Below are 7371 nucleotides of genomic sequence, written 5' to 3' on the forward strand. Positions count from 1 at the left end.
TCCAACAAGATTCCGGTCATGAAAATCACGCCCCTGGCGATTCCCGAGGTCCTGCTTATCACGCCCGTCCGTCATGGCGACGAGCGAGGCTGGTTTTCGGAAACCTTCCGCCAGTCAGCGCTCGAGGAGGCGGGGTTCTCGGGCGGCCAGTTCGTCCAGGACAACCACGTCCGCTCGAGCAAGCGGGGCATTCAGCGGGGCCTGCATTTCCAGCGGCCGCCCCGGGCCCAGGACAAGTTGCTGCGCTGCGCCGTCGGCGCGATCTTTGATGTCGCTGTCGATATCCGCAGGGGCTCGCCGACCTATGGCCAGTGGGTGGGGGCCGAGCTCTCGGCCCGGAACCACCAGCAGTTGCTGGTGCCCAAGGGTTTTGCCCACGGTTACACGACCCTGACTGACGAATGCGAGGTGCTCTACAAGGTCTCCGACTATTATGCGCCGGAGGTTGAGGACGCGGTGCGCTGGAACGATCCGGCCATCGGCATCGACTGGACGCTTCCCAACAGCGAGATCAGGGCCAATGCCCGTGACGAGGCCGCCACCCTGCTGGCCGATCTGGACTCGCCTTTCACCTACGGTGTCCAGTGATGGGCTTTACCGATCTCACCTGGACCTCGGCCGACGGCCTCGGGCTGCACGCCCGCGACTATGCGCCGGTCGGTGAGATCACCGGCTTGCCGGTGATCTGCATCCACGGCCTGACCCGCAACAGCCGTGACTTTGAAGACTTGGCCCCGTTGATCGCCGCATCAGGCCGGCGCGTTCTGGCCGTAGACGTGCGCGGTCGGGGCCGCTCGGCTCACGATCCCCAGCCGCTCAACTATCATCCGGGCACCTATGCCGCTGACATCGGCGCCCTGCTGGATGCGACCGGGATCGCGCGCGCCGTCTTCATCGGCACCAGCATGGGCGGGCTGATCACCCTGGTCCTGGCCGCCTTCCGGCCAGAGGCCATAGCCGCCGCCGTGCTCAATGATGTCGGACCCGAGCTGTCGCCGGTCGGCCTGGCCCGCATCGCCGCCTATGCCGGCGGAGCCAGCCGGTTCGAGACCTGGGCCGAGGCGGTGGACTATGCCCGCGCGATCAATGAAGCGGCCTTCCCAGCCTATGGAGCCGCCGACTGGGACCGTTTCGCCCGCCGCCTGTTCGACGAGCGGGACGGCGGTTTCGTCCTGGCCTGCGACCCCGACATCTCCGCCCCGATCCGGGCGGCGGCGGCCCAGCAGAAGGACGGGGCCCAGGCCCTGGCCCCGGACATGTATCCGCTGTTCCGGGCCCTGACCAAGGACCGTCCGGTGCTGCTGGTGCGCGGCGCGATCTCGGACCTGGTCGACCCGCCGATCGTGGCCCGGATGCAGGCTGCCGCGCCGGACATGGCCGTGGTCGAGGTGCCGGGGGTCGGCCATGCGCCGATGCTGACGGAACCGGAAGCCTGGGCGGCCATCATCCAGCTGCTCAAGAGATCCTGATCCCGGCTAGCCCTCGAGATGCCGAAGCAGACCGTCAACCCGGTCATCGAGCGGCTTGCTGCGGATCTTAACCCACTCCCAATGGCTGATGCCGCCAACTCCGGACCCACCGACCGGCCCCAGTCCCGCCTCGGTGAGCCAGGCGACGAAGCGCGCATAGCGGTCGTCATAGACGGCGTTCAGCACATCCGTGGAGGCCATGCGCCGCAGATCCGCCACGGATTTGCCCTGCGTACCGCCGATATGGGCGCGCGGGATTCCGAACAGCTCGCACATCTCCCTGGCGCGCAGGTCACCGGCAGTCACAAAGGCCGGCACGCCGCTGTTGAGAGCCTGGATGGCGCCATGGACCCGGGTGCCTACACTGACAGCCGGTTTCAAATCCAGGATCCGCCGGCGCCACGCCGCAGGGTTTACGAAGAACTCCAGCCGCCCCGCCAAACCGGCCTGCAGCAGGGTGCGGAGATAGCCTGGATAGCGGGCACGCAGTTCGGAGATCTTTGCGAGGTGGGTAATCCGCGACCCGGCCAGGGTCTCGATCAGACCCAGCTCGCTCTGCAGCATGAAATGCACGTCGCGATCTTCGGCATTGGCGAAAAGACCACCCGCCAGAACCGGGCCTTCCGCATCGGCCGGCACTTCGTTCACCCGACGACCCGCGCCGTGCAGGAAATAGGATGGGCAGCCGACCACAGCGTGGTTTTCCACGCCCAGGAGACGCAGGACCCGAGCCGTCACGAGACCACGGGTCCCGATCGACACCGCTCGCACGCCGAGGAAACGGACGAAGGCGATCAGCTGTGGCGAAAGACCTGAGACAACCTCTTCAGGGGTAGCTCCGACAGGCCCGTTGCAGCCGAGGCTCACGACCACCAGGGGCAGGGTCAGCTGACCCAGTGCCCTGACCAGGGGCGACCAGTCTACCGTGTTGAAGGCCGCATTGATGTGATCCTGCAGGATCAACACGACATGGGTGTAGTCGCGATTTGTCGTATGGTAATCGATGTCGGCCGGATCGAAGTCGAAAATGTTGGCCGGGCCGACGGGGGGGGCGGTCAGGCCCAGCTGGACGCACAGCCCCTCGGCAATGACAGAATTTCCGGAGTTTCCGTTGATGGCACGCAGGATCGACACGAGGTCCAGATCCGAAGCGTGACCCGACAAGGCCATGTTGTGGTTCAACAGGAAGGGACGGGACATCTGCAGTCTCCTTCTTGCAAGCCGGGCCCATAACACACGCACGAGCCTTGTCCGGAGTCACCAGACCCCTTAGATTCCGGCACTTCGCGCAGGGCCGTCTTTGTCTATTCGACGTTCCCGCGCACCTGGTGCCCGTTCATGTCGCAGAACCCATACCCCCACCCGTACTACATCTTCGCTCCCCCCTATAGCGAGAGTTCAGCCGGGATTCGCGTCCTGCACCTGCTCGCCGATGCCATCAACCGTATGGGCGGAACAGCCTATATCGCCTCCAACCTTTTCGCCGCCCATAGTGCGACCAGGCCCGCGCACATCCTGGCTCCCGTTCTGACCTGGGCCCAGGCCGAGGAGCACCGGAAAACCGGGATAAGGCCGATCGCGCTCTATCCGGAAGTGGTCGAGGGCAATCCACTGAGATCGCGGGCCGTGGTCCGCTACGTCCTCAACCTTCCAGGCCTCCTGGGCGGACCGTCTGCGTATGACGAGGCTGAATTCGTCTACGGCTATGGCAAACGGCTGGCCAAGGAGATCGGTCATCCGGAGCGCTCGCTGTTCCTGCCGGCGATAGACCTGGCAGACTGGCCTCAACCCGAAGGCGTCCAGGCCCGGACGCAAACCTGCTACTATGCCTCCAAATACAAGGCCGTTCACAACGGCGAAGTCTTCGGCGTGCCGCCGGGTGCCATCGAAATCACCCGCAGCCTGAGCACCTCGATCAACCAGGACGAGCTCAAGGCCCTGCTGGCCCGGAGCCGCCGTCTCTATGTTTTCGAGAATACCGCCCTGGCCATTGAAGCACCGCTGTGCGGCTGTCCCGTCGTGATGATGCCAAACGCCTATCTGGCCTATCCGATCGGCGATGCCGACCATGGCATGGGTGGCATCGCCTGGGGTGACGATCCGGCGGAGATTGCGCGCGCCGAAGCCACAGTTCACGAGATGCGCTCGGGATATCAGGCCGCGATCGACCAGTTTCCCCGTGATCTTAAGGACTTCCTGATCCGCACACAGGCCTTCCGCGACGCCGTTCCTGGGTTTGCGGCAGACTGCCGCATCCTGAAGCAAGGGAGCTACGAGGCCGACGCCGCGCGCTATACCCTGAGCGTCCTCCAGCCGGGCCAGGGCGGACTATCGGCAATCGTGTCAAAGGCCGTCAGCGTCGTTCGGCGTCGAGGAGTGCTCAGTACTCTGAAAATCAGCGCAAATTTGATGCACATCTTCCTCGCCAGGGCGCGATCCGGCATGCGGGGTGACCGGCGATAACGCAACGGTGGACAAACGCAAAATGCTCGTTATGAGGGCGCCTGTCCCAAGGTTGACGGGCTAAAGGCTGGTCGCTATGAAATGGTTATCGCGCCTTACGACCCAGATAAGAGGGGCGGGATTTTTCAATGATTCCAAGGCCGTAGACCAAAAATAAGCCTTGCTCGTCTAATCAATCAGGCGATGTGGGCGTGCTCTTAAAGTACTGGTCCATGCGTTGTCGGTATTTATAAAACCAATGGGGACTTGAATGAACTTTGTTGAACGCCAGATGCTCGACATGCTCAAGCGCGGCCGTGAAGAATTTGGCTATGTGGCAATCAAGGCAGAGTTCGAAGCCGAAGGTACGCGCCCGGACGAGTACCTGCGACTGCTTGAAATCACGCACCGGGCCGGCCTGAAGGTCGCCCTGAAAATCGGCGGCTGCGAAGCTGTATCCGATCTTCTGGCAAGCAAGCTCTACGGTGTTGATTACATCATCGCGCCTATGGTCGAAACGAAGTACGCCCTGTCCAAATATATCGACGCGAAGAACAAGACTCACAATGCTGACGAGCAGTCGCAGACGGACTTCCTGTTCAACCTCGAGACTGAAACCACTCTGAAGAATTTCGCCGAGATGCTTCCGCTTGCGAAGTCGGGCGTCGACGGTGTGGTGTTCGGCCGGGTGGATTTCACCCTGTCGCGCGGCATGGATCGCAAGGCGGTCAACGAACGTTCGATCACGGATGCTGTTCTGGAAGTCGCCCGCGGCTGCGCCGAAGCCGATATCGAACTGGTTGTCGGGGGTTCGGTTTCGACGGACGCCATTGATGCCCTGAAGGAAATTCGCGCCATCCGGCTGGACCGTTTCGAAACGCGCAAGGTTGTGTTCGACGGTGCCGCCGTTGAAAGCCCGGCGATTACGGCTGCCATCGCCAATGCCGTGGACTTCGAACTGGCCTGGCTGAAGAACAAGCGCGATTACTACACCTCAATCGCATCGGAAGACGCCAAGCGTATCGACATGATGGAAGCTCGGGCCAAGGGCTAAGCGAGCGCTTGGAGAACGGGCGGCAGGCGCAGGCGCCCGCCGCCTTTTTTCTGCATTGGAAACCGTCTGAATGGCTTCGGATCAGCAGCCTTGGCATGTGCTCGTGTTCGGTGCGTCCGGCGCGATCGGTAAAACGATCTGTGACAGCGCGTCAGCCAAGGACTGGACGGTCGTCGGCGTCGCGCGGACGCCGGGCGAGGCCGAGCCTGCGGAACAGAGCCGCCGGGTGTCCTATGACCCGTTCCAGGGTGCGGACCTGCCCTCGGTTCTCGGCGAAGCCACAAGGCCGTTCGATGCGGTCGTCTGGGCGCAGGGCGCCAACCTGACGGACAGCGTGTATGACGTCGAGGTCGACGCACATCTTGAGCTCTACAAGGCCAACTGCCTGTATGTGTTGATCAGTCTCCGCCAGCTTCTGGACGCCGGCCTCCTGAGCCCGGAAGGTGCGCGGCTGTGTGTCATCAGCTCGATCTGGCAGGAACGGGCGCGACAGACCAAGCTGTCCTACACCATGACCAAGGCGGCCGTCGGCGGCCTTGTCAGGTCAGCTGCCGTTGATCTGGCCAGGGACGGCCATCTCATCAACGCTGTCCTGCCCGGCGCGCTCGACACGCCGATGACCTATGCCAACCTCAGCCCGACGCAGCTCGGCGTCATCGAGGGGGCGACCCTGTTCAACCGGCTTTCCAGCGCCGACACCGTCGCGGATCTCGTCACCTTCCTGTGTTCGAAGCAGAACAACAGCCTGTCCGGCCAGTCGATCGCCGTAGACCTTGGGTTTAGCAATGTCCGTCTCGTTTAAGGTTCACGCCGCCAGTGGCGCGTATGACGTAGCGATCGAATTGGGGGCGTACGAACGCGCCCTTGCGGTCACGAACGATCGGGTTGTCATTGCGGACGAGTACTTTGCCGCAGGCATTGAGGCCATGGGCCATCACGTGATCCCGATCACGGCCACGGAAAACGCCAAGAACCTGGACCGCATTCCGGACATCATCAGCACGCTGAGAACTTTGGGCGCAACGCGGAAAACCACGCTCCTGGCCGTGGGTGGCGGTGTCGTTCAGGACGTCGCGGGGTTTGTCGCATCGGTCTACATGCGGGGTATGCCGTGGATCTACATGCCCACGACCCTGCTGGGGATGTCCGACAGCTGCATCGGCGGAAAATCCTCAATCAATGTGGGTCGCTACAAGAACATTGTCGGCACGTTCTATCCGCCCGGCCTGATCAGCGTTGACCCCGCCCTGACCTCCACCCTGTCGGCCGAGCAGCGCGTCGCGGGGCTGGCCGAAGCGGCCAAGATCGCGTTCTGCCGCGGGAGCACGGCGTTCGCCGGCTACATGCAGCTGGAACCGACCATTCACTCCGAGCTGGACACCCTGACCCAGGTCCTGAGCCTGAGCCTGGAATCGAAGAAGTGGTTCATCGAGGTCGACGAGTTCGATCGTGCCGAGCGTTTGCTTCTGAACTTCGGGCATACGTTCGGCCACGCCATCGAGACGGCCTCGAACTTCAGGATCAGCCATGGCGTCGCCGTGGCGCTGGGCATTATCGCGGCGGCCCGTTTCGGAGAACTGTTGGGTCGCAGCTATGCGCCGGACAATCGCATCCATGCTCTCACCCGCCATATCGGCGAGCTGCTTGCGGCCGTCCCGGGTCTCGGCCAGGAGGTCGGCGCTATGTCGCTGACCGAATTGATGGATGCCTTTGCAACCGACAAGAAACACACCCGGACGGACTACGCCCTGATTGTCGTTCGTGAGGACGGCGAAGTGGAAAGACTGCTACTGCGCCGCGACGAGAGCGCTACGGACCTGGTCAGCGCGGCCTTTGCCGCCCTTTTGGAGCAGTACGGATCATGAAGTATAGCGACCAGATCGCCGAATGGCTGGTCGACCTCGGCTACACGCACTGCTTCTATGTCGGCGGCGGCAACATCATGCACCTCGTCGAGAGCTGCAGCCGTCGCATGACCTGCGTGCCGACTGTCCATGAAGTGGCGGCGGGCGTCGCGGCCGAATATTTCAATGAGACCGCCACAGGTGCCCGGGCCTTCGCCCTGGCTACCGCGGGCCCGGGCCTGACCAACATGGTCACCGCGATCGCCGGCGCATGGCTGGAAAGCCGCGAGCTGCTGGTTCTCGGCGGACAGGTCAAGACCGCCGACCTGTCGCGCGGTGAGCTGCGCCAGCGCGGCATTCAGGAAATCGACGGCGTTTCGATCGTTCGCTCGATCACCTGCCGCGCTGAACTGCTGGACCGGATCGTGGATCGCGCAGCGTTCCACGAGATTGTCGAGGCGGGCAGCAACGGCCGCAAGGGTCCGGTATTCCTGGAGATCCCGCTCGATATCCAGGCCCGCGACGTCGACGCCGCACCCCTCCAGACCACCCCGGCCGCCCC

The 7371-nt window shown here is 63.3% G+C and carries 8 protein-coding genes; 7 read left to right on the plus strand and 1 reads right to left on the minus strand.

All coding sequences use genetic code 11. The features are described from left to right. The first annotated feature begins 18 nt into the window (after window positions 1–18). Together rfbC and DBR10_RS14550 are read left to right on the plus strand one after the other, a co-directional pair. Entirely contained in the window at window positions 19–588 is a 570-nt protein-coding gene (gene rfbC, locus DBR10_RS14545; protein ID WP_108490457.1) for a dTDP-4-dehydrorhamnose 3,5-epimerase, read from the plus strand. After that, a complete protein-coding gene (locus DBR10_RS14550; protein ID WP_199223539.1) occupies window positions 585–1469 on the plus strand; it encodes an alpha/beta fold hydrolase in 885 nt (294 codons plus the stop codon). The genes rfbC and DBR10_RS14550 overlap by 4 nt, the downstream gene beginning before the upstream one ends. 6 nt (window positions 1470–1475) lie before the next feature. Here the strand turns inward: DBR10_RS14550 and DBR10_RS14555 are convergent, their stop codons facing one another. Then, a complete protein-coding gene (locus DBR10_RS14555; RefSeq protein ID WP_108505036.1) occupies window positions 1476–2669 on the minus strand; it encodes a polysaccharide pyruvyl transferase family protein in 1194 nt (397 codons plus the stop codon). 138 nt (window positions 2670–2807) lie between these two features. Here DBR10_RS14555 and DBR10_RS14560 point away from each other — a divergent pair, with 138 nt between their 5' ends. From DBR10_RS14560 to DBR10_RS14580, 5 genes are all read left to right on the plus strand, one after another. Beyond that, window positions 2808–3932: a hypothetical protein gene (locus DBR10_RS14560; RefSeq protein ID WP_146184135.1), complete on the plus strand. Its 1125-nt coding sequence runs from the start codon at window positions 2808–2810 to the stop codon at window positions 3930–3932. A 271-nt stretch (window positions 3933–4203) separates the two neighbouring features. After that, complete coding sequence (locus DBR10_RS14565) at window positions 4204–4965, plus strand: aldolase/citrate lyase family protein (protein ID WP_108505039.1); 762 nt, start codon at window positions 4204–4206, stop codon at window positions 4963–4965. A 70-nt stretch (window positions 4966–5035) separates the two neighbouring features. Next, window positions 5036–5767 carry an SDR family oxidoreductase gene (locus DBR10_RS14570; RefSeq protein WP_108505038.1) on the plus strand — a complete coding sequence of 244 codons (732 nt, stop codon included), beginning with the start codon at window positions 5036–5038 and terminating at the stop codon, window positions 5765–5767. Then, window positions 5751–6830: a 3-dehydroquinate synthase gene (locus DBR10_RS14575; RefSeq protein ID WP_108490178.1), complete on the plus strand. Its 1080-nt coding sequence runs from the start codon at window positions 5751–5753 to the stop codon at window positions 6828–6830. Before DBR10_RS14570 ends, DBR10_RS14575 begins: the two co-directional genes overlap by 17 nt. After that, window positions 6827–7371, plus strand: a 545-nt coding sequence (locus DBR10_RS14580) for a thiamine pyrophosphate-binding protein (RefSeq protein ID WP_255579993.1), incomplete at its 3' end; no start/stop codon positions are given. The genes DBR10_RS14575 and DBR10_RS14580, both read left to right, overlap by 4 nt.

The sequence above is a fragment of the Caulobacter sp. HMWF025 genome, assembly GCF_003060965.1.
In the GTDB taxonomy this organism is placed as follows: Bacteria; Pseudomonadota; Alphaproteobacteria; order Caulobacterales; family Caulobacteraceae; genus Caulobacter.

What these genes read in the sequence shown, in the direction of transcription:
- DBR10_RS14555 (WP_108505036.1), bottom strand. Translation starts at nt 2,669, where the DNA reads ATGTCCCGTCCCTTCCTGTTGAACCACAACATGGCCTTGTCGGGTCAC.
- DBR10_RS14570 (WP_108505038.1), top strand. Translation starts at nt 5,036, where the DNA reads ATGGCTTCGGATCAGCAGCCTTGGCATGTGCTCGTGTTCGGTGCGTCC.
- DBR10_RS14575 (WP_108490178.1), top strand. Translation starts at nt 5,751, where the DNA reads ATGTCCGTCTCGTTTAAGGTTCACGCCGCCAGTGGCGCGTATGACGTA.
- DBR10_RS14560 (WP_146184135.1), top strand. Translation starts at nt 2,808, where the DNA reads ATGTCGCAGAACCCATACCCCCACCCGTACTACATCTTCGCTCCCCCC.
- rfbC (WP_108490457.1), top strand. Translation starts at nt 19, where the DNA reads ATGAAAATCACGCCCCTGGCGATTCCCGAGGTCCTGCTTATCACGCCC.
- DBR10_RS14565 (WP_108505039.1), top strand. Translation starts at nt 4,204, where the DNA reads ATGCTCGACATGCTCAAGCGCGGCCGTGAAGAATTTGGCTATGTGGCA.